The organism is Actinomadura meyerae, from assembly GCF_900188445.1.
GTDB classification, from domain to species: Bacteria; Actinomycetota; Actinomycetes; order Streptosporangiales; family Streptosporangiaceae; genus Spirillospora; species Spirillospora meyerae.
In genome coordinates this window covers 70877-92644 of the sequence record NZ_FZOR01000035.1, presented here as the reverse complement: position 1 = coordinate 92644, position 21768 = coordinate 70877, and the positions used below count along the sequence as shown (strand labels likewise).

The following is a 21768-nucleotide window of genomic DNA, read 5'->3' as shown; positions in this document are numbered from 1 at the left end:
CGAACCACCTACCAGGCCACCATCGCCATCGACATCCTCACCCCGACCAACTCGACAACAGCCGAAGACCCTTAACTTCCCGGCATTGGGGCTAGTCGGCGTCGGCGAGGCGGGCGGGGAACCCGCCGGTGGCGATGGGGCCCCACCGGTCGATGGTGACGCGGATCAGGGACTTGTCCTGGCGGCGCATCGCCTCGCGGTACTCGTCCCAGTCGGGGTGCTCCCCGGCGATGCACCGGTAGTAGTCGACGAGGGCGTCGGCGGCGTCGGGCATGTCGATGACCTCGGCGGTCCCGTCGACCTGGACGTAGGGGCCGTTGAAGTCGTCCGACAGCACGCACAGCGACACGCGCGGGTCGCGGCGGGCGTTGCGGGCCTTGGCGCGCTCGGGGTAGGTGGATACCACCACGCGCCCCTGGTCGTCGACGCCGCAGGTCACCGGGGACATCTGCGGGCGCCCGTCGGCGCGGGCGGTGGACAGCAGGGCGCGGTGGCGGGGCCGCAGGAACTCCAGCAGTTCGGCGCGGCCGACGCGGTCGGCGGTGGCGATGGAAGGGGCCATGGGCTCCACCCTAGGGAACGCTCCACCCGGGAGTCGCCGGGCGGCCGATGAGTTCGGGCGGGCCGCGCGGTCTGCATGTCGAGGCGGCCCGGGAGAGGGTCCCGGGTGACGGCCCGGCCGAAGGAGGACGACGATGACCACCGACCGCGAACCCGTCGAGGCACGCAACCTCGACATCTACGGCAGCCCGGAACTGGTGTGGCGGGACGTCCGGGACGCGCTCGTGGCGGCGCTGCCCAAGCCGGAGACGGCGGCGTTCCTGGGCACGGTCCGCCCGGACGGGCGCCCGCACTCGGCGGGGATCGGCCCGCTGTGGCGCGACGGGGAGGTGTTCTTCGTCAGCGGGCCGGGCACCCGCAAGTCGCGGAACCTGGCGGCGAACCCGGCCTGCACCCTGTCGGTCCGCACGGCCGGCGGGGACGTGGTGCTGGAGGGCACGGCGGAGCGCGTCACCGACCCGGCGGTGCTGGAGCCGGTCGCGGCGGCCTACCGGGAGGGCGGCTGGCCCGCGCGGGTCGAGGGGGACGCCTTCACCGCCCCCTACAGCGCGCAGAGCGCCGGGCCGCCGCCGTGGCACCTGTACCGGCTGGTGTTCCACACGGTGGTGGCGCTGAGCACGGTGGAGCCGTACGGCGCGGCGCGCTGGCGCTTCGCGACCTGACCGCCGCCCTTCAGAGCCGGGCCGCCGTCCGGGGGCGGGCGGTCAGCCGCTGAGCAGGGCGAACAGGCCGGCGCAAGTGAGCGCGACCATGACGGCGGCGATGGGCAGCTGACCGCGCGCCGCCGGGCCGGGGCCGCGCAGGGCGAGGTCGTGCGCGGCGATGGTCCCGGCGATGTGGCCGAGGACGATGGCGTTGACCTGGACCTGCGCGGTGAGCGTGGGCCCGGCGAGGTCGTAGTCGACGCGGTTGCCGGTGGAGCCGAGCAGGTTCCAGCCCGCCCCGAAGGGGTCGCTGGCGAGGATGACGGTGGTCTGCCCTTCCAGGACGAAGAACGAGAAGTAGTGGGCCAGGGTGTAGCCGAGCGCGATGGGCAGCAGCGTCGCGGCGAACCGGGCGGGCAGGGCGGCCGGGTCCTGGCCGGTGAGGCGGGCGCTGAGGCGCAGCGCCGCGACGTAGAGGGCGGCGACGGCGGTGACGGCGGCGGCGAGGCCGAGGGTCCCGGCGGTGACGTCGGCGGGGTCGACGTTGTCGCGCCAGTAGGTGGTGCGGGTGATGCCGTCGAAGCCGGTGGAGCCGATGAGGACGCACGCGGTGGCGGTGAGGCCGGGTTCGGCGGCGCCGGTCATCAGGCCGGTGAGGGGCGTCCGCCACACCAGGGCGCCGTCGGGGCGGCGGCCGATCGGGCACATCCGGGCCAGCAGGGTTCCGTAGGCCTCGAAGCCGTCCCCGCGGGTGAACCAGTCGCGCCCGAACCACCAGGCCGCGGCGAGGTTGGCGGCCGCGTAGGCGAGGATGAGCGTCCCGACCAGGCGCGGGTCGGAGCGGTGGGGGGCGACCAGTTCCAGCCACACGAACCCGGTGAGCCAGGCGGCGGCGGGCCAGTACCCGAGGCGGGCGGGCAGGGCGCGGCGCCCGCCGGGCGGGGTGCGGGTGGCGCGGCACAGGGCGGCGTGCAGGGTCCGCAGCGGGTTCACGCGCCGCCAGACGGGCCCGAGCAGGACGCTGGCGGGGACGAGCCCGACCCAGAACGTCACGTACAGCGCCCACGGCGCGAGGTTGGCGTCGGCGCCGGGCGGCCCGGCGAACGCGACGGCGACGACGAGCGCCGCCGCGGCCAGGGCGAGGACCCGCCCGGCGGCGGTGAGGGCGGGGGCGTCCAGCGCGCGGGCGAGCGCGGCCGGGAGCGGGCGCCCGGCGGCGGGGTGCAGGCGGGGCCGCTTCCAGGCGGCGGTGAGCGCGGCGAACGAGGCCGCGACGGCGATGCCTCCGCCGGCGATGGCGGCGGCGCCGTCCAGCGGCAGGTCGGTGCGTCCGCCGAGGCCGTGCGCCAGGACGGGACCGTGCTCGGGGACGGGCCAGGCGGCGGAGGCGGCGGCGAGGGCGTGGAGGGCGCCGGTCACGCTCAGCCGACCCGCAGTTCCAGGACGGGCGCGCCGGAGCGGTGCAGCTCGGCCTCGAACACCCCGGGGATGCCGGCGGTGAACCGCAGCACGGCGGGGCGCCCGGGGGTGATCTTCAGTTCCCGGTCGTAGCCGTGCAGGTGGAACTCCTCGGCGGTGTCGCCGGTGACGGTGATCTCGACGACCGCGCCGCGCGGGACCTTCACGCGGCGGTGCGCGGTGCGCGGCTTGCCGCCGGTGACGGTGACGGCGACGCGCACGACCCGCGGCGCGGTCCCCCCGGCGGGCGCGGCCGGCGTCCCGGAGGAGCCGGACGCCCCGGGTGCGGCCGCCGTGCCGGGCGTGGCGGTGTCGGGGACGGCGGGCTCCCCGCATCCGGCCGCCGCCGCCAGTGCCGCGGCGAACGCCGCTGCCGCCGCGATGGTCCGCAGCCTCATGGCGCTCCTCTCGTCCCGGTGTCGCAAACCACAGATTGTGACACTAGACAATGACACATTCCAAGATGGCATACTCCGTCGCGGAAGGTGGTGTTCGCCCCCTTCTGTTCTGGTTCCTGCGGCGAGGAGCAGCGGTGGTGGAGCACATGACGGGCGCGGGAGCGGATGCCGCGGCGGCGGCCCTGCGGCTGGCCGGGCAGGCGCCGGCGAAACCGGCCGGCGGCGCGGCCCTGGACCAGATCATCATCGCCTCCGCCGGCGCCGCCGCGCTCACGGCCGTGCTGCTGGTCCTCGGATGGGGGCACCGCACCGGCCGCCTCACCGTCCTGGCCCGGCTCGCGCGGCAGGCCGAGCGGGGCCCCGGCCGCGGCACGGCGGGCTGGGCGGCGCTGCCGCTGCAGGTCGCGCTGGTGTCGCTGCTCGTCGCGCTCCTCGGCATGTACTGGGACATCTCCCTGCACATCTCCCACGGCCGGGACGAGGGGCCGCTGGCCAACGCCGCGCACTACCCCATCCTGGTCGGCCTGTTCGGCATCTTCACCTCCGGCGTCCTGGCGGTGGTGCTGCCCAAGGGCGAGCGGCCCGGCGCCGCCGCGGTGCGCGTCACCCGGGACTGGTACGCGCCCGCCGGCGGCGTGCTGCTGGCCGCCGCCGGGTTCTACGCGCTGCTCGGCTTCCCCCTCGACGACGTGTGGCACCGCATCTTCGGGCAGGACGTCACGCTGTGGGGCCCCACCCACCTGATGCTGATCGGCGGGGCCGGGCTGTCGCTGGTGGCGATGATGGTCCTGGAGCGGGAGGGCCGCCGCGCCCGCCCCGGCGCCGGCGGCCCGCCCGGCTGGGTCCGCTACGCGCGCCGCTGCATGCTCGGCGGCGGGCTGCTGATCGGGCTGTCGGTGTTCCAGGCCGAGTACGACTTCGGGGTGCCGCAGTTCCGGCTCGTCCACCAGCCGCTGCTGATCGCGCTGGCGGCGGGCTGCGCGCTGGTCGCGGTGCGGCTGTGGGCCGGGCGCGGCTCCGCGCTCGCCGCCGTCGCGTTCTACATGCTGGTGCGGGGCGGGGTGTCGGTCGTGGTCGCCGGGGTGATCGGGGAGCTGTGGGCGGCGGTGCCGCTGTACGCCGCCGAGGCGGTGTGCGTGGAGGCCGCGGCGCTGCTGCTGGCGCGGCGGCCGCTGGCGGCCGGCGCGGTGTCGGGGCTGCTGATCGGCACGGCCGGGTTCGGCGCCGAGTACGCCTACGGGCAGGCGGCGTTCCGGCTGCCGTGGACGCCCGACATCCTGGCCGAGGGCATGCTCATGGCGGTCGCCGGCGGCGTCGCCGGCGGGCTGTGCGGGGCGCTGCTGGCCGAGGGCCTGGCGGGCCGGTTCCCGCGCCCGGCGGTGGCGCGGGGGCTGTTCGCCGCCGCGATCCTGGCGGTGTCGGCGGCGGTCGCCAACGGCCTGGTCATCGACGTCCCGGACGGCCGGACCGCCACGGTCACCCTCACCGACGTGCGCGGCGACGCCGCGCACCGCACCGCCTCCGCCCGCGTGGAGTTCTCCCCCGCCGGCGCGGTCGACGGGCCCGCATGGCTGACGGTGACCGGCTGGCAGGGCAAGGGCCTGCACGTCGACCACCTGGTCCGCGAACGCGCCGGCGTGTACCGGACGAGCGCGCCGATGCCGCTGCACGGCGACTGGAAGACGCTGATCCGGCTGCACGACGGCCGGACCCTGGCCGGTGTCCCGGTCTACCTGCCCGCCGACCCGGCGATCGGCGCCGGGCCGGTGCCGGCCACCGAGCGCTTCACCCGCCAGGTGCAGAGCGAGCGTTCGATCCTGCAGCGGGAGCTGAAGACCGACGTGCCGGGCTGGCTGTGGGCGCTGTGCTCGGCGGTGGTGCTGGCGTGCACCCTGGTGCTGGTGCTGGCGCTCGGCTGGGGCGTCGCGCGGATCGCCCGCCTGCTGCCCGGGGAGCGGGACGCGTGAGCGCCGCGGACGGGGTCCTGGCGACCCACCCGCTCATCACGGCGGTGCCGTTCTTCGTGCCGACGTTCGTGGTGGTCGCGGTGATCGCCGTGGTGGTCTGGCGCGACCGCCGCCGCACCGGCGGCGAGGACGGCGGCGAGGACGGCGGCGAGCACGGGGGCGAGCACGGCGAACACGTCGAGCACGGCGACGGCGGCGGGGAGGGCGGCGCACCGCCGGGACCGTAGACTCCACGATCGTGAGCGAGCGGACCTCCCCTGCCGGGTACCTGTCGGAACTGTTCTCGCTGGAGGGCCGGGTCGCGGTGGTGACCGGCGGCAGCTCCGGGATCGGCCGGGCGATCGCGGTGGCGCTGGCCCGCTCCGGCGCGTCGGTCGTGGTGGTCGCGCGGCGGGAGGCCGAGCTGGCCGCGACGGTCGCCGAACTGCGGGGCCGCGGATGCCGGGCGGCGTCGGTCAGCGCGGACCTGGCCTCGCGGGACGCGGTCGCGGAGGCCGCCGACGCGGCCGCGGCGGCGTTCGGGGAGCCCGACATCCTGGTCAACGCGGCGGCGGTGAACCTGCGCCCGCCGATGGACGAGCTCGGCCCGCCGGTGTGGGACGCCACGATGGCGGTGAACCTGGACGCGCCGTTCCTGCTCGGGCAGCGGTTCGGGCCGGGGATGGCCGAGCGCGGCTTCGGCCGGCTGATCCACATCGCCTCGCAGCAGGCGTTCCGCGCGTCGGTGACCAGCGGCGCCTACGGGGTGTCCAAGGCCGGCCTGGTGGCGCTGGCCCGGTCGCAGGCCGAGGCATGGTCGAGCCGCGGCGTCACCGCCAACACCCTGGTCCCGGGGTTCGTGATGACGCCGCTGAACGCGCGGCTGTCGGAGGACCCGGCGAAGGTCAGGGCCCTCGCCGAGCGGACCATGACGGGCCGCAACGGCCTGGCGGAGGACTTCGCGGGCGCGGCGGTGTTCCTGGCGTCGGAGTCGGCGGGCTACGTCACCGGCCAGTCGCTGTTCGTCGACGGCGGCTTCTCCGCCCACTGACCCGGCCCGCCGACCCGCAGGGCGCGGCTAGCTCCACAGGCCGGTGGCGTCGACGGCGGCGGCCGGGTCGGCGGCGTGGACGATCCCCCCGGCGGGCCGCCCGTCCTGGTCGTGGACCTGCCACCCGCCGAGCTGCACGACGGGGATCCGCCCCGCGCGCATGGCCAGCGCGATCTCCGACAGCGTCCCCCAGGACCCGCCGACGGCGATGACGGCGTCGGCGGCGTTGACGACCACGTTGTTGCGGGCCTGCCCGAGGCCGGTGGGGACGGCGACGGTGAGGTCGGGCCCGGCGGCGGCGCGGTCGGCGGCGGGCAGCACCCCGACGGTGATCCCGCCGGCGGCGCGGGCACCGGCCGCCGCGGCGGCCATCACCCCGCCGAGCCCGCCGCACACCACGACCGCGCCGCGCGCGGCCAGCAGCCGCCCGGTCTCGTAGGCGAGGTCCCATTCGCGCTCGGTGCACTCGCCGGGCCCGCACACCGCGACCTGGACGGCCACGGCGGCCTACTCGGCGCCGTGCCGGGCCGCGATCTCGTCGATCGCGGCGGCGAGGGCGAAGTCCTTGCCGGTGATGCCGCCGGCGCTGTGGGTGGACAGCGTGAACGTCAGCGTCCGCCAGCGGATGTCGATGTCGGGGTGGTGGTCGGCGTCCTCGGCGGCGCGGGCGACGTCGGTGACGATGTCGATCCCGGTGAGGAACTCCGGCGCCCGCACCCGCCGGCGGATCGCGTCGCCGTCGCGGTGCCAGGCGGGCAGGCCGCGCAGGCGTTCCGCGACGGCGTCGTCGTCGAGCGTGTCGGCCATCGGCCCACTCCCCCTGTCCGGTCGGCTGCCTGGTCGGCGCGGCCTCGGCGGCGCCGGTGCCGTTCTCCTTCCCCACTACATCACGCCGGTCACCGGGAGGTGAGGTCGTACAGGACGGTGCCGCCGACGGTGGTGGCGGTGGTGGATCCGCCGTACTGGCTCGGGTCGACGGGTGTGCCGTGCCGCCGGACCCAGGCGGTGACGGAGGAGTCGCCGCCGCCGGGGCCCATGCGTCCGCCGAGCAGGATGTACCGGAGCTTGCCGTCGCGGACGTAGGACTGGAGCTTTCCGGTGGTCATGGCGGGGTCGGCGCCGGTGAAGCCGCCCATGGCGATGGCGGGCCGCCCGGTGGCCAGGATGATCGAGGCCGCCTCCTGGGCGGAGGAGACGGCGACGAGCCAGGTCGCGCCGCCCTGGTTCTTCTCCAGGTAGGCGATCATCTGCTCGTCGATCCGCCCGCCGAATCCGCCGGGGCCCGCGGCGCGCGGCCCGCGCGCGCCCTGGCCGGGGCCGCCGGGGGCGGGTGCGTCCGGGCCGGTGCCGTTCTGCCGGGGAGGCCGCCGCCCCCCGAGACCGCCGGGCTCTCCGAAACCTCCGGGCGCACCGGGCGCGCCGGTGGGGGCGCCTGCGGGCCCGCCCGGCATGCCGCGCCCGCCGGGGATCGCGGGCGGGCCGCCGCGGCCGCCGGGCATGCCGAAGCCGCGGCCGGTCGCGGGCCCGGCGAGGGGGTTGGTGCCGTTGACGATGGTGGAGGAGGCGGACGCGGCGTAGGCGCCGGGCCCGGCCAGTGCAGCGGCGGCGGCCAGGACGAGCCCGGCCGCGGTCGCGCGGGTCCCGGCGCGCGGGACGAGGCGTCCGGCCAGGAGCGCGGCGACCGCCAGGACGGTGGCGGCGGCGATCGCCCACCGCAGCCAGGGGTGCCAGCCGGGGGTGCGGTCCAGCAGCAGGAACGCCCACGCCCCGGTGGCGGCGATCCCGGCCGCCAGGACCTGCGTCCCTGCGGCGCCGCGCCGGTGGGCGCCGGTCAGCAGGACGGCTCCGGCGCCGGTGAGCGCGGCGACGGCGGGGGCCATGGCGGTGGTGTAGTAGGGGTGGAAGGTGCCCTGGGCGAAGCTGAAGACGGTGTAGTGGACGGCGAGCCATCCGCCCCACAGGATCAGCGCGGCGCGGGCGGGGTCGGTGCGGGGACGGCGCCGCAGCAGCACCAGCCCGGCGGCCAGCGCGAGGACGGCGAAGGGGATCAGCCAGGAGATCTGGCCGCCGATGATGTCGTTGAACAGCCGCCCGGCGCCGGGCTCCCCGCCGAACCCCCCGCCCGGGCCTCCGCCCGGGCCTGCGCCGGGCCCGCCGCGGCCGCCGGGGCCGCCGGTCTGGCCGAGGATGCGGCCGAAGCCGTTGTAGCCGATGACCAGGTCCCAGGCGGTGCCGTCGGTGCTGCCGCCGATGTAGGGGCGGGACCGGGCGGGGACGAGGTCGACCGCCAGGACCCACCACAGCGAGGACGCGGCGAGGACGGCGCCCGCGGCGAGCAGGTGCAGCACCCGCCTGCCGAGCCCGGGCCGGGCCGCGATCAGGTAGGCCAGCGCGAACGCGGGGACGACGAGGAACGCCTGGAGCATCTTGGTGTTGAAGCCGCAGCCGGTCAGGAACGCCGCGAGCAGCAGCGGCCGGGCCCGCCCGGTGGCGACGGCGCGCTGGACGGCCCAGGCGGCGCAGGCCATGAGCAGCACGAGCAGGGTGTCGGGGTTGTTGTCGCGGTTGATCGCGACGGTGATCGGGGTGAGGGCCAGGACGGCCGCGGCGGTGACGGCGGCGGCGTGCCCGAACGCGCCGCGCACGGTCGCGTGGACGACGGCGACGGCGGCGACGCCCGCGGCGACCTGCGGGAGCAGCAGGCTCCACGTCCCGAACCCGAGGATCCGGGCGCTGATCCCCATGGCCCACAGCGCCATCGGCGGCTTGTCGACGGTGATGTAGGACCCGGCGTCCAGGGAGCCGAAGAAGAACGCCTTCCAGCTCTGGGTGCCGCTCTTGACGGCGGCGGAGTAGTAGGCGTTGGCGTGTCCGGACTCGCCGAGCCCCCACGCGTACAGGGCCGCGGCGGCGATGAGGACCGCCCACAGCGCGGGCCGCGCCCAGCGCGGGTCTTCGCCGGGTCCCAGGAGCAGCCGCCGGGCGCGGCGTGCCGCGGCGGTGCCGGCCCACCCGGCGGGCGGGCCGGCGGGCGCGGTGGGGGGCGGTGTGGCGGGCGCGGTCATGACGGGGTCCCTTCGGTGCCGTCCCCGGCCGCGGGGACGGGGTCGTCGTGCCGTCCTGTCCCGCGGGGGCGGGTGCGGGGGTCGAGGCGGCGGGGGTGGAAGATCCAGGCGCGCATCAGCAGGAACCGGGCCAGGGTGGCGGCGGCGTTGGCGGTGACGAGCGCGGCGATCTCCACGGCGCGGGACGCGCCGGGCGCGGCGGCGTGCAGCAGCGCCAGGCCGCCGGTGGACAGGGCGAGGCCGAGCAGGAACGCGGCGCCGCCTTCGAGCTGGTGGCGCAGGGCGCGGCGGGTGCCGGTGACGCCGAAGGTGAAGCGCCGGTTGGCGGCGGTGTTGCCGATGGTGGTGGCGGTCAGCGACACCGCGTTGGCCCACAGCGGCCCCATGGCCGGGCGCAGCAGCAGGAACAGGGCGAGCTGGGCGAGGGTGCTGAGGGCGCCGATGGCGGCGAAGGCGGGCAGCTGCCGCCGCATCCCGGCGGGCAGGGCGGGCGCGGGGCGGGCGACGGGGGCGCGGAACGCGCCGGTGAGGATGCGGCGGGCGACGCGGGCCATGCCGCGCAGGTCGTCGCGGGCGGTGCGGAGCACGTCGACGCGGGAGTCGGGGTCGTCGACCCAGTCGACGGGGACCTCGTGGATGCGCAGCCCGTTGCGTTCGGCGAGCAGCAGCAGCTCGGTGTCGAAGAACCACGCCTCGTCCTCGACGGCGGGCAGCAGCGCCTGGACGATCTCGGTGCGGGCGGCCTTGAAGCCGCACTGGGCGTCGGTGAAGCGGGCGGCGAGCGCGGCGCGCAGCAGCAGGTTGTAGCAGCGGGAGACGGCCTCGCGGCGGGGTCCGCGGACGACGGCGGAGCCACGGGTGAGCCGCGATCCGATGGCCAGGTCGCTGTGCCCGGAGATCAGCGGCGCGACCAGCGGCAGGAACGCGTCCAGGTCGGTGGACAGGTCGACGTCCATGTAGGCGACGACGTCGGCGTCGCTGCGGCTCCACACGTGCCGCAGCGCCCGCCCGCGGCCCTTCTCCTCCAGCCGGACGGCGCGCACGTGCGCGAGCCGGGCCTGCAGGTCGGCGGCGATCGCGGGGGTGCCGTCGGTGCTGGCGTTGTCGGCGACGGTGATGCGGAACGGGTAGGGGAAGGTGGCGGCCAGGTAGCCGTGGAGGCGGTGAACGCTGGCGGCCAGGACGCGTTCCTCGTTGTGGACGGGGACGACCACCTCGACCAGCCGCCCCCGCCGCCGGTGCTCGGGCGGGGGCGGGGTCGGCGCGGCGGGCGTGCCCCCGTCGGTGATGAGGTGACTCATGGGAACCGAGGTTCGGGCGCGGCCGTGGGAAGCCGGTGAGCCGCCGATGAAGGCCGGATGAGAATCAGCGGCGGGGACGGCCGGTCGGGGCGGTCAGTCGGGGGGCCGGGGGGTGCCGGGCAGGTGGACGCGGGCGAGGGTGCCGCCGCCGGGGGCGGGGTCCAGGGCGACGGTGCCGCCGGATTCGGCGACGACGCGGGCGACGATGGACAGGCCGAGGCCGGAGCCGGGCAGGCTCCGCGCGGACGGGGACCGCCAGAACCGCTCGAACACGTGCGGGAGGTCGCCGGCGGGGATGCCGGGGCCGTGGTCGCGGACGGTGAGTTCCCCGCCGGTGAGGGCGACGGTGACGGTGCCGCCGGGCGGGCTGAACTTGACGGCGTTGTCGAGGAGGTTCACGACGGCGCGTTCCAGGGAGGCGGGGTCGCCGAGCACGTACCAGGGCTCGATCGCGGCGTCGATGGTGAGGCCGGGGCCGCGGAGCCGGGCGCGTTCGACGGCGCGGCCGGCGGCGTCGTGCAGCGCGACGGTCTGCTGGACGGGCCGGGCCTCGGCGGGGCGGGCCAGTTCCAGCAGGTCGCCGACGAGGCTGGACAGCTCCAGCATCTGCGCCTTGACGCTGGTGAGCAGGTTGGTGCGGGCGGCGGGCGGCAGGTCGCGGCCGGTGGCCTCGGCGCGCAGCAGCAGGTCGATGTTGGTGCGCAGGCTGGTGAGGGGGGTGCGCAGTTCGTGGCCGGCGTCGGCGATGAGCTGCTGCTGGCGTTCGCGGGACGCGGCGAGCTGGGCGGTCATGCTGTTGAAGGAGCGGCCGAGCCGGGCGATCTCGTCGGTGCCCTCCTCGGGGATGCGGGTGGCGAGGTCCTCGGTGCGGGCGATGTGCTCGACGGCGCCGGTGAGCTCGTCCACCGGCCGCAGCGACGCCCGCGCGATCATGAGGCCGGCGCCGGCCGACACCAGCACGCCGAGGGCGGTGACGGCGGTGAGCAGCAGCGCGAGGTTGCCGAGCGGCCCTTCGACCTCGTCCAGGGACAGGGCGTAGGAGACGGCGGCGGTGCGGCCGTCGGGGGTGCGGTACCCGCGGGTGAGGACGCGGACGTGGTCGTCGGTGCCGGCGGCGGTGACGCCGGTGCCGGCGGCGGTGACGCCGGTGCCGTCGTGGTAGGCGTGGCCGCGTTCGCCGCGGGCGACCGCGGTGTCGGCGTCGGTGACGCGCAGGGCGCCGGCGCCGGGGATCGTGCAGCGGCGGCCGTCGGCGGCGACGACCTGCATCATCTCCCAGGGGCCGGGGAGGGCGTTGAGCGCGGCGGTGGGCCGGTCGGTGCAGGCGGCCAGGGCGGCCTGGACCTGCCGGGCGGTGCGGCCGCGGAACGGGCCGTCGTGGTCGGGCGCGCCGGGCGCCCCGGGCGGGCCGCCGGAGGTGGCGGCCAGGCGCCGGTCCAGTTCCCGGTACAGCTGGTTGCGGGTGAGCAGCCACCCGGCGGTGGCGCAGGCGGCGACGGCGAGCGCGACGGCCGCGGCGGTCAGCAGCGCCATGCGGGCGCGCAGGGTCAGCCGCCGGGCGACGCGGGCGCGGGTCCCGCCGCCGGGACCGGTCATGGGGACGCCGCCGTCCGCAGCACGTACCCGACGCCGCGGACGGTGTGGACCAGCCGCGGCAGCCCGCCGGCCTCGGTCTTGCGCCGCAGGTACATCACGTACACGTCCAGGGAGTTGGAGGCGGGTTCGAAGTCGAATCCCCAGACGGTCTCCAGGATCTGCTCGCGGGTGAGGACCTGGCGGGGGTGGGCGAGGAACATCTCCAGCAGCATGTACTCGGTGCGGGTGAGTTCGACGGGGCGTCCGGCGCGGGTGACCTCGCGGGTGCGGGTGTCCATGCGCAGGTCGTCGAACGCCAGGACGCCCTGGCCGGCGCCGGCGCTCGTGCGGGCCGCGGCGGTGTTCATCGCGGCGCGGCGCAGCAGGGCGCGGACGCGGGCGAGGAGCTCGTCGAGCTCGAAGGGTTTGGCGAGGTAGTCGTCGGCGCCGGCGTCCAGGCCGGTGACGCGGTCGCCGACCATGTCGCGGGCGGTGAGCATGAGGACGGGCATGGTGGCGCCGAGGGCGCGCAGCCGCCGGCAGGTGGTCAGGCCGTCCATGCGCGGCATGAGGACGTCCAGGACGACCAGATCGGGGGTCTGGCGCTGGACCTGGTCGAGGGCGGTGACGCCGTCGGCGGCGCCGGCGACCCGGTACCCCTCGAACTCCAGGCTGCTGGACAGTGATTCGCGGACGGCGGGTTCGTCGTCGACGACCAGTATCCGCGCGGGTCCGCCGTCCTGGGTGCCGGGCTCCATGCACTCACGGTAGACAGCGCCGGTGGCGGCCCGTGCACCGGCGGTGGTTTCTCATGGTTCTCTCAGGATCTTCTGAGCGGCGGTTCAGGCGTGCGGCGGGCGGTCGGCCGCGCTTTCGGCGGTCACCTCGGCCCACACGTCGCCGCCATCGCGGGCCTGCGCGTCGCGGGCCCGCTCGGCGGGCGGCCGCCCGGCCGGCGGCTCGGGGGCCGGCGGCTCGGGGGCCGGGGTCTCGGGGGCCTCGGTTCGGGGGGCGGTGTCTTCGGGGGCGGGTGCGGTCTCGACGACCACGGTCGCGGTGACGACGGTCGTCTCCCCGGCCTTCCCCGTCTCCTCGACCTTCCCGGACGCCGTGGCGGTGGTGGCGGCGGGGCGGGTGGCGGTGGTCCAGGTCGTCTTGGCGACGTCGACGACGATGTCGCGGGAGATCTCCAGGATCATGCCGCGCAGCCGCTCGCGCATGGCGAGCCGGAGGGCGTCGCGCAGCACTTCGCGCAGGGCGGCCTCCATCGCGGCGGAGGCGGCGCGGGTCGCGGCGCGGGCGGCCAGGTCGCGGGCGGTGCGGGCGAGCTGGCTGCCGGCGGCGGCGGTGAGCAGGTCGGCGGCGGCGCGGACGGTCCCGGATCCGGCGGCGCGGGCGGCGAGCGGGCCCAGTTCGGCGGCCAGCCCGGTCTCGCGGGCGGTGTCGCGCAGCGCGGCGGCCAGGTCGCGGGCGGCCTGCTCGGCGGTGTCGCGGACGACCCGGGTGACGATGTCGCGGCCGGCGGTCATCGCGGCCTCGGTCGCGGCGTCGGCGGCGGTGTCGATCGCGGCGTCCACGACGGCCCGGGTGGCGATCTGCACGGCGGGCGCGGACGCGGTCCGCCCGGCCAGGTCGCGGGCGGCCTCGGCCAGGTCGCGGGCCAGCGGGCTGCGGACGGCGAAGCGGCGCGCGGCGGCCGCGGCGGGGTGCCGCACGGCCTGTTCGGCGAGGGTCATCGCGGCGGTGGCGGCCTCGAACGCGCCGGCGGTGGCGGGGTTGGCCGCGGCGGCGGCGCGGGCCTCGGTGACGGCGCGTTCGGCGGCGCCGCGCGCGGCGCGGACGGCGGCCTCCCGCGCGGCGTTCTCGATCGCGCGCATGGCGGGGGTGCCGGACGCCTGCTCCAGGATGCGGTCGGCGGCGAGCGCGGCGGCGTCCCGGGCGGCGGTGCGGAAGGGGTCGCCGGCCTGCGCGGCCAGCCGCGCCGCGGACTCGGCGGCGGGCGCGAGCGCGTCGAAGACCTCCTCCAGCCGCCGCGCGGCGGCGCTGTCGGCGCGTCCGGCCCGCCCGGGCGGGCCGGTGCGGTCGCGGTCCCGGTGCCCGCCGCCCGGATTCCCGCGGTCCGGGTCCTCGCCGTCGTGGTCCTTGCCGTTCAGCCGGTCTGTGTCGTCCACGGCCACGCCCCTCATCGCGATCCGCCCCGAATTCACCATAACCGGCGCGGGCCGGTGCCCGTCCCGCCGACCGCCGCGGATGCGCCGGGCCGGTACGGGCCGGGCGGTGGAGCCGGGCCGGAAAACCGGTGGCGCGGTGCGGGGCGGGGGCGGTAGCGTCGCGCGTGAGCGTGAGGAGGTGGGGATGTATGGCCGTCGCCGCGGTGGCTGCTGCCCGCAGCATCCAGCCCGTCCCCATCCCCAGGGCCGCCGGCTGAGCCGGATCTGATCCCGCTCTGATCCCGTGATCGCGCGTCTCGCCGCTTCGCGGTGTCCGCACGCCGGGGCCCTGAATCTCACGTGAAGGGTTCCACTGCATTGTCCTCCGCATTCGCGGACTCGTCCCCTCTTGCCGCCTACGGCTGGGACGAGGACCTGGAGAACGAGTTCACTTCTCATCGCGCGGCGGGTCTGGTGCCCGCGCGCGTGGCCGCGGTCGACCGCGGCCTGTGCGACGCGGTCACCGAGGACGGCCCGGTCAGGGCGTCGGTGCCGCGGGCGTCGTCGTCGGCGGCCGGGCCGGACGGCGGTCCGGTGCCGTGCACGGGCGACTGGGCGGCGCTGCGCCCCGGCGGCCCGGGCGGCCGCCCGGTCGTGGCGGCGCTGCTGCCGCGCCGGACCGCGATCGCGCGGGCGTCGGCGGGGCGTGATTCGCGCGGCCAGGTGCTGGCCGCCAACGTCGACACCGTCGCGGTCGCGGTGTCGCTGGCGGCCCGGCCGGCGCCGGGCCGGATCGAGCGGCTGGTGGCGCTGGCCTGGGAGAGCGGCGCCCGGCCGGTGGTGGTGCTGACCAAGGCCGACCAGGTCGCGGACACCGCCGCGGCCGAGGCCGACGCCGCGGCGGCGGCGCCGGGCGTGCCGGTGGTGGCGTGCAGCGCCGCGACCGGCGACGGCGTCGAGGCGGTCCGGGCCGTCCTGTCGGGGACGGTGGTGCTGGTCGGGCCGTCGGGCGCGGGCAAGTCCACGCTGGGCAACGCGCTGCTGGGCGCGGACGCGCTGGCGACGGGCGCGGTCCGCGCCGCCGACGGCAAGGGCCGGCACACCACGGTGCGGCGGGAGCTGCTGCCGCTGCCGGGCGGCGGCGTCCTGATCGACACGCCGGGGCTGCGCGGCGTCGGGCTGGTCGAGGCGTCGGCCGGGCTGGAGCGCACGTTCGCCGACGTGGAGGAGCTGGCCGCCGGGTGCCGGTTCGCCGACTGCGCGCACGAGACCGAGCCGGGCTGCGCGGTGCTGGCGGCGGTCGAGGACGGGACGCTGCCGCGGCGCCGCCTCGACAGCTACCGGCGGCTGCTGCGCGAGAACGCGTGGGCGGCCTCGCGCAGCGACGCGCGGCTGCGCGCCGAACACGAGAACCGATGGAAAACGATCAAGAAGGAGCAGCGGCGGATGTACCGGGAGCGGGGGCGGGACCGATGATGTGGACGACGAGGCCCGAGGGGCCCGGTGACGCGGCGCAGGTTCGCGCGGTGGTGGCGGCGGCGTTCCCCACGCCCATCGACGCCGACCTGGTGGACGCGCTGCGCGGTGACGCGGCGTGGATTCCGGGCCTGTCGATGGTGGCCGAGGACCCGGACGGGCGGATCGCGGGGTACGCGCTGGCGACCCGCTGCCACGTCGGCGACCCGGCCGGGCCCGGCGGGGGTGCGGCGCTGGCACTGGCTCCGGTGGCGGTGGCGCCGCGGTGGCAGCGGCGCGGTGCGGGCGGCGCGGTCGTCCGGGCGGTGCTGGCGGAGGCGGCGCGGCGCGCGGCGTCCGGCGGTGAGCGGCTGGTGGTGGTGCTCGGGCATCCGGAGTACTACCCGCGGTTCGGGTTCGGGCGGGCGTCGGCGCTGGGCGTGGGCGTGGCGTTCGAGGTGCCGGACGAGGCGCTGATGGCGCTGGTGCTGGACGGGCCGGGCCCGGTCCCGTCGGGGACGGTGCGGTACCCGGCGCCGTTCGGGGTGTGAGTGCGCCCGCGGCCCGCGGCGGGGTGTCCGCCGCGGGCCGCGGGTCCGCGGTCGCTGGGAGTCCGCGGTCGCCGGGGGTTCAGCGGCCGCGGCGGCGGTAGGTGCGCACCGACAGCGGGACGAACACCGCCAGCAGGAGCAGCGCCCAGCCGAGGGTGGCGGCGACGGGGTGGGCGAGGGGCCAGGCGGTGCCGGCGGCGGGTGCGCCGGGGTTGCCGAACAGGTCGCGGCAGGCGCCGGTGAGGGCGCTGACGGGGTTCCATTCGGCGATGATCCGCAGCGGTGCGGGCATGCCGCCGGTGGGGACGAAGGAGTTGGACAGCATGGTGACCGGGAACACCAGCGGGATGAGCTGGTCGGCGGTCTGCTCGTTGCGGACGACCAGGCCGAGGTAGCAGCCGGCCCAGCTGAGCGCGTACCGCATGAGGGCCAGCAGCGCGAACGCCTCCAGGGTGGACCACAGGCCGTTGTGGGCGCGCCATCCGACGAGGAGGCCGGCGGCGGCCATGATGAGCATGCCGAGGACGCCGTGGAGGATCTCGGCGCCGGTCTGCCCGAACGGGACGGCGGAGCGGGCCATGGGCATGGAGCGGAACCGGTCCATGACGCCGCGGGAGGCGTCGGTGGCCACGCGCAGGGTGACGGCCATGGTGGAGGTGAAGGTGACCATGGCGAACAGGCCGGGCATCAGGTATTCGCGGTAGTCGCCGCCGCCGGGGACGGCGATGGCGCTGCCGAACACGTAGCCGAACAGCACGACCATGACGGCGGGGAAGATCAGCGCGGCGATGAGCTCGCCGGGTTCCTGGCGGATCCGCGACAGTTCGCGGCCGATGAGGGTGAGGCCGTCGGCGACGGCCCAGCGGATCCGTGCGGCGCGGTCGGCGGGCGCCGCGGGCGGGGCGGGGGCGGTGAGGGCGGTCATCGGACGGTCTCCTTCACGGGCGCGCCGGCGGCGGCTTCGGCGGTGCCGGGGTCGGTGCCGGGGTCGGTGCGGGGTGTCGCGGTGAGGCGGAGGAACACCTCGTCGAGGGTGGGGCGGCGGATCCCGGCGTCGGCGGCGGCGACTCCGGCGCGGTCGAGTTCGCGGACGACGTCGGCGAGGCGGACGGCCCGGTCGGGCAGCGGGACCGAGAGCCGGGGGCCGTCCAGGGCGGGGTGGGCGCCGGTGAGGGCGTGCAGGACGCCGGCGGCGGCGCCGGCGTCGGCGGGGTCGTCCAGGACGACGTCGAGGCGGTCGCCGATGGAGGCCTTCAGCCGGTCGGGGGTGCCGGTGGCGATGACGCGGCCGTGGTCGACGACGGCGATGTCGTCGGCGAGCCGGTCGGCCTCGTCCAGGTACTGGGTGGTGAGCAGGACGGTGGTGCCGTCGGCGACCAGGCCGCGGACGGCGTCCCAGATCTCGCCGCGGCTGCGGGGGTCCAGGCCGGTGGTGGGCTCGTCCAGGAACAGCACCTGGGGCCGCAGGATGAGGCTGGTGATCAGGTCGAGGCGGCGGCGCATGCCGCCGGAGTAGCCGGCGACCTGCCGGTCGGCGGCGTCGGCGAGCCCGAACCGCTCCAGCAGCTCGTCGGCGCGGCGGTGGGCCTCGCGGCGGGGCAGGTGGTAGAGGCGGCCGAACAGGCGCAGGTTGCCGCGGCCGGTGAGCTTCTCGTCGACGGCGGCGTACTGGCCGGCCAGGCCGATGCGGGCGCGGACCTGGTCGGGGTGGCGGGCGACGTCGAACCCGGCGATGCGGGCGTGCCCGGAGTCGGCGTCGGCCAGGGTGGCCAGGATCCGCACGGCGGTGGTCTTGCCGGCGCCGTTGGGGCCGAGGACCCCGCAGACGGTCCCGGCGGGGACGGCCAGGTCGAGGCCGTCCAGGGCCTGGGTGGTGCCGTAGCGCTTGCGCAGCGCCTCGGCGGCGACGATCGGTTCACCGGTCACGGCAACTCCTCTGGGTACGGTGTACGCATCTCACGGTAGACAACTGGGTACGTCGTACGCAACTAGGATGCTCGGTACGACCCGCGAGGAGGTTCGGTGGCAGCCGGCGAGCAGCACGTCAGCATCTGGTCGGTCCCGGAGCGGCAGGGCCGGGGCCCCCGCCCCGCCTACAGCCGCGCCCAGATCACCGAGGCGGCGATCCGCATCGCCGACGCCGACGGGCTGGAGGCCGCCTCCATGCGCCGCATCGCCGCCGAGCTCGGCACCGGCGCCATGTCGCTGTACCGCTACGTCCCCTCCCGCGACGACCTGCTCGACCTGATGGACGACCACGTCCTGCTGGAGATGGACCTGCCCGAGCGGCCCACCGGCGACTGGCGCGCCGACCTGGCCCGGCTGGCCAGCGCCACCCGCCGGGTGTGGCTGCGCCACCCGTGGCTCGCCGGCCTGCACCGGACCCGCGCCACCATGGGCCCCAACCGGCTGCGGATGCTGGAGTTCGCCTTCGGCGCCCTGGACGTCGGGATCCCCGTCGACGACATGATGGTCCTGCTGGACATGCTCAACGGCTACGTCGAGCGCGCCGTCCGCAGCGAGATCGACTGGTCCCGCGAGACCCGCGACAGCGGCATGACCCCCGAGCGCTGGATGATGCGCAGCGGCCCCTACGTCCGCGAGCTGCTCGCCAGCGGCCGGTACCCGATGTTCGAGCGCCTCGTCCTCGACGCGCGGCTGCCCCACATGACCGCCGACGAGCAGTTCCGCTACGGCCTGGACCGCGTCCTGGACTGCATCGCCGGCGCCCTGCCCGCCGCCCCCTGAGCGCGCGGGATCCCGCCCCCAGGGTGACAGCGGGGACGGGATCGGAGACGCCGGCGGGAATCGAACCCGCGGGGGGATGGCGGCCCGGTGCGCCGCCGCGGCGCCCGCCGGAGCGGCCGCCTGATCAGCCTGCCCCGCCGCGCCGCGGCCGCAACGCATTTATCCCGGCCCGCGCCGTCCCCCCGTCGCTCCCCCGCCCGCGTCCCCGAGCCCTGCGTTCCCGGCGGCCGGTCACTCCAGCCCGTGCAGCACGCGCACCAGGTCGAGCCACCGGTCCGGGTGGACGTGACCGACCACCGCGCCGCGGGGCAGCCCCGCGGCGCGGAACGCCGCGTCCACCCGCCGCCGCGGATACGCCGACCGCAGCGAGGCGTGCAGGGTGCCGCCCCGGCCGGTGAACCCCAGCTCCACGCACCGCGCGTACGCCGGCATCGCCGCCGGGGGAAGCAGCGGCCGGGGCCGCCGCTCCAGGTGCAGCACGGCCGAGTCCACCCGCGGCACCGGCCGGAACCGGTCGGCGGGGATGCGCTCGCCCAGCCGCCACGCGAACCGCGGCCACGTCCGGACCGTCAGCAGGCTCCACCGGCCGTAGTCGCCGGTGCGCTTGCGCGCGTACTCCCGCTGCGTGATCAGCGTCGCCGCCCGCAGCGACGGCGCCTCCAGCGCCCACGCCACGATCGCCGACGTCGCCGCGTAGGGGATGTTCCCGGCCAGCCGGAACGGCTCGCGCGGCGGGCGCGCGGCCAGGAAGTCGCCGGTCACGCAGACCACGCCCGGCAGCCCGCGGCGCCGCAGCCGCGCCGCGTGCACCGGGTCGATCTCGTAGGCGATGACCCGGTCGGCGCGCGCGGCGAGCGCGGCGGTGATGCGGCCGTCGCCCGCGCCGGCCTCCACGACCAGCCCGCCGGGCGCGGCCAGCCGGGCGTACCGGGCGATGACGCCCGGGTCGGCGAGGAAGTTCTGGGACAGCTCGCGGCGCGCGCGCCCGCGAGCGGTGGATCGGTTTCGGGAAGTGATGGCGGCCGTCCTCGGCTCCCGGCCACGGCGGGCCGGCGGGCGGGCCGCACGCGCGCACACGGCGGTGCGGCGCGGCAGAACACGGCGCGGAAGCACGGGGTGCCGGAGCACGGGGTGCCGGGATGCGCGGCGGAGCCCGCCCAGGATCGTCAGGGGCATCGGCGTGCCCTGGACGGCCGGTGCGCTCGCGCGCGCTCGCCGCGGCCGCGGCACCGCGGAACGGCACCGCACGGCGGCGGAGAGATCAGGCGGCGCGCACCCGCGGGTCCAGGACGGGGCGGCGGCCGCGGAGCCGGACGTAGGCGGCTGCGGCCATCACCCGCGCCGCGCTGTCAGTGACGGCACACATGCGCCCGATCCTAGTAACCCGCGACGTCCGCCCCCAACAGGTTTTCCTCCCGGCCCGCCACCCGCCCGCCCCGCCCGCCGGGCCGTAGGCTGCGCGGTGTGACGGGCCGCGATCCGGAGTACCTGGCGTTCCTGCGCCGCCGCCTCGCCGAAGACGGCACCGACGGCGACGAGGCGGGTGACGGTGTCGAGGCGGCGCGCCGCGCGCACGCCGCCGACCTCGCCCGCTCCCCGCGCCCGCCCGCCGGAGCCGTGACCGACCTGGCCGTGGACGGCCCCGCCGGGCCGCTGCCCGCCCGGCTCTACCGGCCCGCCTGGGACGGCCCCGCCCCCGCGCTGGTGTACCTGCACGGCGGCGGCTGGGTGCTCGGCGACGTCGACTCCTACGACCCGGTCGTGCGCGCCCTGGCCGCCGCCAGCGGCGTCGCGTGGCTGTCGGTCGGGTACCGGCGCCCGCCCGAGGACCCGTTCCCCGCCGCGCTCGACGACACCGTCGCCGCCGTCCGCTGGACCGTCCGCCACGCCGCCGCGCTCGGCCTGGACCCGCGCCGCATCGGGGTCGCCGGCGACAGCGCGGGCGGGCAGCTCGCCGCCGCGGCCGCCGGGGTCCTGCGCGCCGCCGGACCGGACCGGCCCGTCCTGCAGGTCCTGCTGTACCCGGCGCTGGACCTGCGCGAGGTGCCGCCGCCGCTGCCCGACCCCGACGGCCTCGCCCCGCCCCGCGACGGCGTGGACCGCGCCCTGCGCGCCTACCTGCGCGGCACCGACCGCACCCGCCCCGACGTCTCCCCGCTGCTGGACCCCGACCCCGCCGGCCTGCCCCCGGCCGTCATCGCCACCGCCGAGCACGACCGGCTCCGCCCGCAGGCCGAGCGGCACGCCGAGCGGCTGCGCGCCGCCGGCGTCCCCGTCACCCTCGTCCCCGGCACCGGACTGGACCACGGCTTCCTCGGCTGGGGCGCGTTCGCGCGCCGGCCCGCCGAGGCGATCGCCGAGATCGGCGCCGCCGTCCACCGCGCCCTCACCGGCGTTCCGGACGGCCCCGGCCCCCGGTGAAAACCCGTCCTTAAAGACGCTTGCCCACCCCGTTTAGCGCCTTTGACGTGGGAAATCACACACTCAAGGGAGATTTCCGCACACGCCGCCCAGAGCGGAAGGAGGGGCCACCGCCGTGCACAGGACCCACGAGATGCGGATGGTCCGCACCCAGGAATCCGGGATGGAGGAATGGGCCTGCCCCAGCTGCGGACGCCGCATCCTGCTGCGGTGGCCGCCCGACTACACCAAGAGCGTCCTGGACGACGGCGACCCCAGGGCCTGCCATATCGCCGTCACACCCGACGAACCGCCCGCCGAGGCACCGGGCGCCGCCACCACCACCGGCGGCCGGTGGCGCCGCCTGCGCGAGACCGGCGCCGACGCCCTCGGCGCCCCCGTCGGGCCGGGCGTCAACCCGACCGGAACCGTCTAGCCCGCGCCGGCCGCCCGGCCCGCGCACCA

The 21768-nt window shown here is 77.3% G+C and carries 22 protein-coding genes; 9 read left to right on the top strand and 13 right to left on the bottom strand.

The window, feature by feature from the left end; translation table 11 throughout:
- Window positions 1-91 precede the first annotated feature (91 nt).
- On the bottom strand, window positions 92-562 hold the full coding sequence (locus CHF16_RS29285; RefSeq protein WP_089329371.1) for a PPOX class F420-dependent oxidoreductase: 471 nt from the start codon (window positions 560-562) through the stop codon (window positions 92-94).
- Between the two features lie 133 nt (window positions 563-695).
- Here CHF16_RS29285 and CHF16_RS29280 point away from each other — a divergent pair, with 133 nt between their 5' ends.
- The gene (locus tag CHF16_RS29280; RefSeq protein WP_089329370.1) at window positions 696-1223 is read left to right on the top strand and encodes a pyridoxamine 5'-phosphate oxidase family protein; all 528 of its coding nucleotides are present in this window, start codon (window positions 696-698) and stop codon (window positions 1221-1223) included.
- Between the two features lie 42 nt (window positions 1224-1265).
- Here CHF16_RS29280 and CHF16_RS29275 read toward each other — a convergent pair whose 3' ends face one another.
- Both CHF16_RS29275 and CHF16_RS29270 read right to left on the bottom strand, forming a co-directional pair.
- Window positions 1266-2624 carry a hypothetical protein gene (locus CHF16_RS29275; protein ID WP_245869434.1) on the bottom strand — a complete coding sequence of 453 codons (1359 nt, stop codon included), beginning with the start codon at window positions 2622-2624 and terminating at the stop codon, window positions 1266-1268.
- 2 nt (window positions 2625-2626) lie between these two features.
- Window positions 2627-3061, bottom strand: coding sequence for a hypothetical protein (locus CHF16_RS29270; protein ID WP_089329369.1), 435 nt, complete (start codon window positions 3059-3061; stop codon window positions 2627-2629).
- A gap of 146 nt (window positions 3062-3207) precedes the next feature.
- Between CHF16_RS29270 and CHF16_RS29265 the strand changes: the two genes are divergently transcribed.
- Genes CHF16_RS29265 through CHF16_RS29255 form a run of 3 tightly spaced genes read left to right on the top strand, consistent with a single transcriptional unit; the run spans window position 3208 to window position 6058 of the window.
- Window positions 3208-5028, top strand: coding sequence for a hypothetical protein (locus tag CHF16_RS29265; protein ID WP_179271755.1), 1821 nt, complete (start codon window positions 3208-3210; stop codon window positions 5026-5028).
- A complete protein-coding gene (locus CHF16_RS29260; protein ID WP_089329368.1) occupies window positions 5025-5255 on the top strand; it encodes a hypothetical protein in 231 nt (76 codons plus the stop codon). The genes CHF16_RS29265 and CHF16_RS29260 overlap by 4 nt, the downstream gene beginning before the upstream one ends.
- An 11-nt stretch (window positions 5256-5266) precedes the next feature.
- A complete protein-coding gene (locus CHF16_RS29255) occupies window positions 5267-6058 on the top strand; it encodes an SDR family NAD(P)-dependent oxidoreductase (protein WP_218826890.1) in 792 nt (263 codons plus the stop codon).
- 27 nt (window positions 6059-6085) lie between these two features.
- Here the strand turns inward: CHF16_RS29255 and CHF16_RS29250 are convergent, their stop codons facing one another.
- From CHF16_RS29250 to CHF16_RS41960, 7 genes are all read right to left on the bottom strand, one after another.
- Window positions 6086-6559: a TIGR00725 family protein gene (locus tag CHF16_RS29250; RefSeq protein WP_089329366.1), complete on the bottom strand. Its 474-nt coding sequence runs from the start codon at window positions 6557-6559 to the stop codon at window positions 6086-6088.
- 6 nt (window positions 6560-6565) lie between these two features.
- Window positions 6566-6865, bottom strand: a complete 300-nt coding sequence (locus tag CHF16_RS29245) for a 4a-hydroxytetrahydrobiopterin dehydratase (RefSeq protein WP_089329365.1) — start codon at window positions 6863-6865, stop codon at window positions 6566-6568.
- An 89-nt stretch (window positions 6866-6954) separates the two neighbouring features.
- Entirely contained in the window at window positions 6955-9123 is a 2169-nt protein-coding gene (locus tag CHF16_RS41970) for a glycosyltransferase family 39 protein (protein WP_089329364.1), read from the bottom strand.
- Window positions 9120-10424: a bifunctional glycosyltransferase family 2/GtrA family protein gene (locus CHF16_RS29235; protein WP_089329363.1), complete on the bottom strand. Its 1305-nt coding sequence runs from the start codon at window positions 10422-10424 to the stop codon at window positions 9120-9122. Before CHF16_RS29235 ends, CHF16_RS41970 begins: the two co-directional genes overlap by 4 nt.
- A 93-nt stretch (window positions 10425-10517) precedes the next feature.
- Window positions 10518-12020 carry a sensor histidine kinase gene (locus CHF16_RS41965; RefSeq protein WP_089329362.1) on the bottom strand — a complete coding sequence of 501 codons (1503 nt, stop codon included), beginning with the start codon at window positions 12018-12020 and terminating at the stop codon, window positions 10518-10520.
- Window positions 12017-12757, bottom strand: coding sequence for a response regulator transcription factor (locus CHF16_RS29225; protein WP_089329361.1), 741 nt, complete (start codon window positions 12755-12757; stop codon window positions 12017-12019). Before CHF16_RS29225 ends, CHF16_RS41965 begins: the two co-directional genes overlap by 4 nt.
- Window positions 12758-12841: 84 nt before the next feature.
- A complete protein-coding gene (locus tag CHF16_RS41960) occupies window positions 12842-14170 on the bottom strand; it encodes a hypothetical protein (RefSeq protein WP_143228162.1) in 1329 nt (442 codons plus the stop codon).
- 357 nt (window positions 14171-14527) lie between these two features.
- Here CHF16_RS41960 and rsgA point away from each other — a divergent pair, with 357 nt between their 5' ends.
- Window positions 14528-15625: a ribosome small subunit-dependent GTPase A gene (rsgA, locus tag CHF16_RS29215; protein ID WP_089329359.1), complete on the top strand. Its 1098-nt coding sequence runs from the start codon at window positions 14528-14530 to the stop codon at window positions 15623-15625.
- Window positions 15625-16155 (top strand): GNAT family N-acetyltransferase, encoded by a 531-nt coding sequence (locus CHF16_RS29210; RefSeq protein WP_245869432.1) that lies wholly within the window; start codon window positions 15625-15627, stop codon window positions 16153-16155. The genes rsgA and CHF16_RS29210 overlap by 1 nt, the downstream gene beginning before the upstream one ends.
- 79 nt (window positions 16156-16234) lie before the next feature.
- Here CHF16_RS29210 and CHF16_RS29205 read toward each other — a convergent pair whose 3' ends face one another.
- Both CHF16_RS29205 and CHF16_RS29200 read right to left on the bottom strand, forming a co-directional pair.
- A complete protein-coding gene (locus CHF16_RS29205) occupies window positions 16235-17080 on the bottom strand; it encodes an ABC transporter permease (protein ID WP_089329357.1) in 846 nt (281 codons plus the stop codon).
- Entirely contained in the window at window positions 17077-18081 is a 1005-nt protein-coding gene (locus CHF16_RS29200; RefSeq protein WP_089329356.1) for an ATP-binding cassette domain-containing protein, read from the bottom strand. The genes CHF16_RS29205 and CHF16_RS29200 overlap by 4 nt, the downstream gene beginning before the upstream one ends.
- Before the next feature lie 96 nt (window positions 18082-18177).
- On the opposite strand from CHF16_RS29200, the gene CHF16_RS29195 reads away from it, so the two are divergent.
- Window positions 18178-18903 carry a TetR/AcrR family transcriptional regulator gene (locus CHF16_RS29195; protein ID WP_089329355.1) on the top strand — a complete coding sequence of 242 codons (726 nt, stop codon included), beginning with the start codon at window positions 18178-18180 and terminating at the stop codon, window positions 18901-18903.
- A 231-nt stretch (window positions 18904-19134) separates the two neighbouring features.
- Here CHF16_RS29195 and erm read toward each other — a convergent pair whose 3' ends face one another.
- Window positions 19135-20079: an ErmE/ErmH/ErmO/ErmR family 23S rRNA (adenine(2058)-N(6))-methyltransferase gene (gene erm, locus CHF16_RS29190; protein ID WP_089329354.1), complete on the bottom strand. Its 945-nt coding sequence runs from the start codon at window positions 20077-20079 to the stop codon at window positions 19135-19137.
- A gap of 288 nt (window positions 20080-20367) precedes the next feature.
- On the opposite strand from erm, the gene CHF16_RS29185 reads away from it, so the two are divergent.
- Entirely contained in the window at window positions 20368-21324 is a 957-nt protein-coding gene (locus CHF16_RS29185) for an alpha/beta hydrolase (protein ID WP_089329353.1), read from the top strand.
- Window positions 21325-21439: 115 nt separating this feature from the next.
- Window positions 21440-21739 (top strand): hypothetical protein, encoded by a 300-nt coding sequence (locus tag CHF16_RS29180; protein WP_143228161.1) that lies wholly within the window; start codon window positions 21440-21442, stop codon window positions 21737-21739.
- Window positions 21740-21768 lie beyond the last annotated feature (29 nt).

Bases quoted from the DNA above. Each gene is read 5' to 3' on its own strand.
- CHF16_RS29285 (WP_089329371.1), bottom strand. From the start codon at position 562: ATGGCCCCTTCCATCGCCACCGCCGACCGCGTCGGCCGCGCCGAACTG.
- CHF16_RS29280 (WP_089329370.1), top strand. From the start codon at position 696: ATGACCACCGACCGCGAACCCGTCGAGGCACGCAACCTCGACATCTAC.
- CHF16_RS29270 (WP_089329369.1), bottom strand. From the start codon at position 3,061: ATGAGGCTGCGGACCATCGCGGCGGCAGCGGCGTTCGCCGCGGCACTG.
- CHF16_RS29265 (WP_179271755.1), top strand. From the start codon at position 3,208: ATGACGGGCGCGGGAGCGGATGCCGCGGCGGCGGCCCTGCGGCTGGCC.
- CHF16_RS29245 (WP_089329365.1), bottom strand. From the start codon at position 6,865: ATGGCCGACACGCTCGACGACGACGCCGTCGCGGAACGCCTGCGCGGC.
- CHF16_RS41970 (WP_089329364.1), bottom strand. From the start codon at position 9,123: ATGACCGCGCCCGCCACACCGCCCCCCACCGCGCCCGCCGGCCCGCCC.
- CHF16_RS29235 (WP_089329363.1), bottom strand. From the start codon at position 10,424: ATGAGTCACCTCATCACCGACGGGGGCACGCCCGCCGCGCCGACCCCG.
- CHF16_RS41965 (WP_089329362.1), bottom strand. From the start codon at position 12,020: ATGACCGGTCCCGGCGGCGGGACCCGCGCCCGCGTCGCCCGGCGGCTG.
- CHF16_RS29225 (WP_089329361.1), bottom strand. From the start codon at position 12,757: ATGGAGCCCGGCACCCAGGACGGCGGACCCGCGCGGATACTGGTCGTC.
- CHF16_RS29210 (WP_245869432.1), top strand. From the start codon at position 15,625: ATGTGGACGACGAGGCCCGAGGGGCCCGGTGACGCGGCGCAGGTTCGC.
- CHF16_RS29205 (WP_089329357.1), bottom strand. From the start codon at position 17,080: ATGACCGCCCTCACCGCCCCCGCCCCGCCCGCGGCGCCCGCCGACCGC.
- erm (WP_089329354.1), bottom strand. From the start codon at position 20,079: ATGCCCCTGACGATCCTGGGCGGGCTCCGCCGCGCATCCCGGCACCCC.